Below are 301 nucleotides of genomic sequence, written 5' to 3' on the forward strand. Positions count from 1 at the left end.
GTTTCGACGCCATCTCGACCGCGGCGGAGGAGACGAAGCGGCCCGAGCGCGACCTGGCCATCGGCATCGTCGGCTCCATGCTGGTCTGCACCGCCCTGTATCTGGTGGTCGCCGCCGCTGCGATCGGCGCGCGTCCGGTCGAAACCTTCGCCGAGAGCCCCGAGCCGCTGGCGTTGATCTTGCGCCAGATGGGGCAGGGGACGGCGGCGCAGTGGATCGCGGCCTCGGCCGTCATCGCCCTGCCCACCGTCCTGCTGGCCTTCCTGTTCGGGCAGAGCCGGATTTTCCTGGGCATGGCCCG

The 301-nt window shown here is 70.8% G+C and carries 1 protein-coding gene; it reads left to right on the forward strand.

Annotation, left to right across the window (positions count from 1 at the left end; translation table 11 throughout):
* The coding region (locus tag FLQ44_RS08205) for an amino acid permease (RefSeq protein WP_147693974.1) at nucleotides 1–301 on the forward strand (301 nt) is incomplete at both ends.

Source organism: Vogesella mureinivorans (assembly GCF_007644035.1).
Classification (GTDB): Bacteria; Pseudomonadota; Gammaproteobacteria; order Burkholderiales; family Chromobacteriaceae; genus Vogesella; species Vogesella mureinivorans.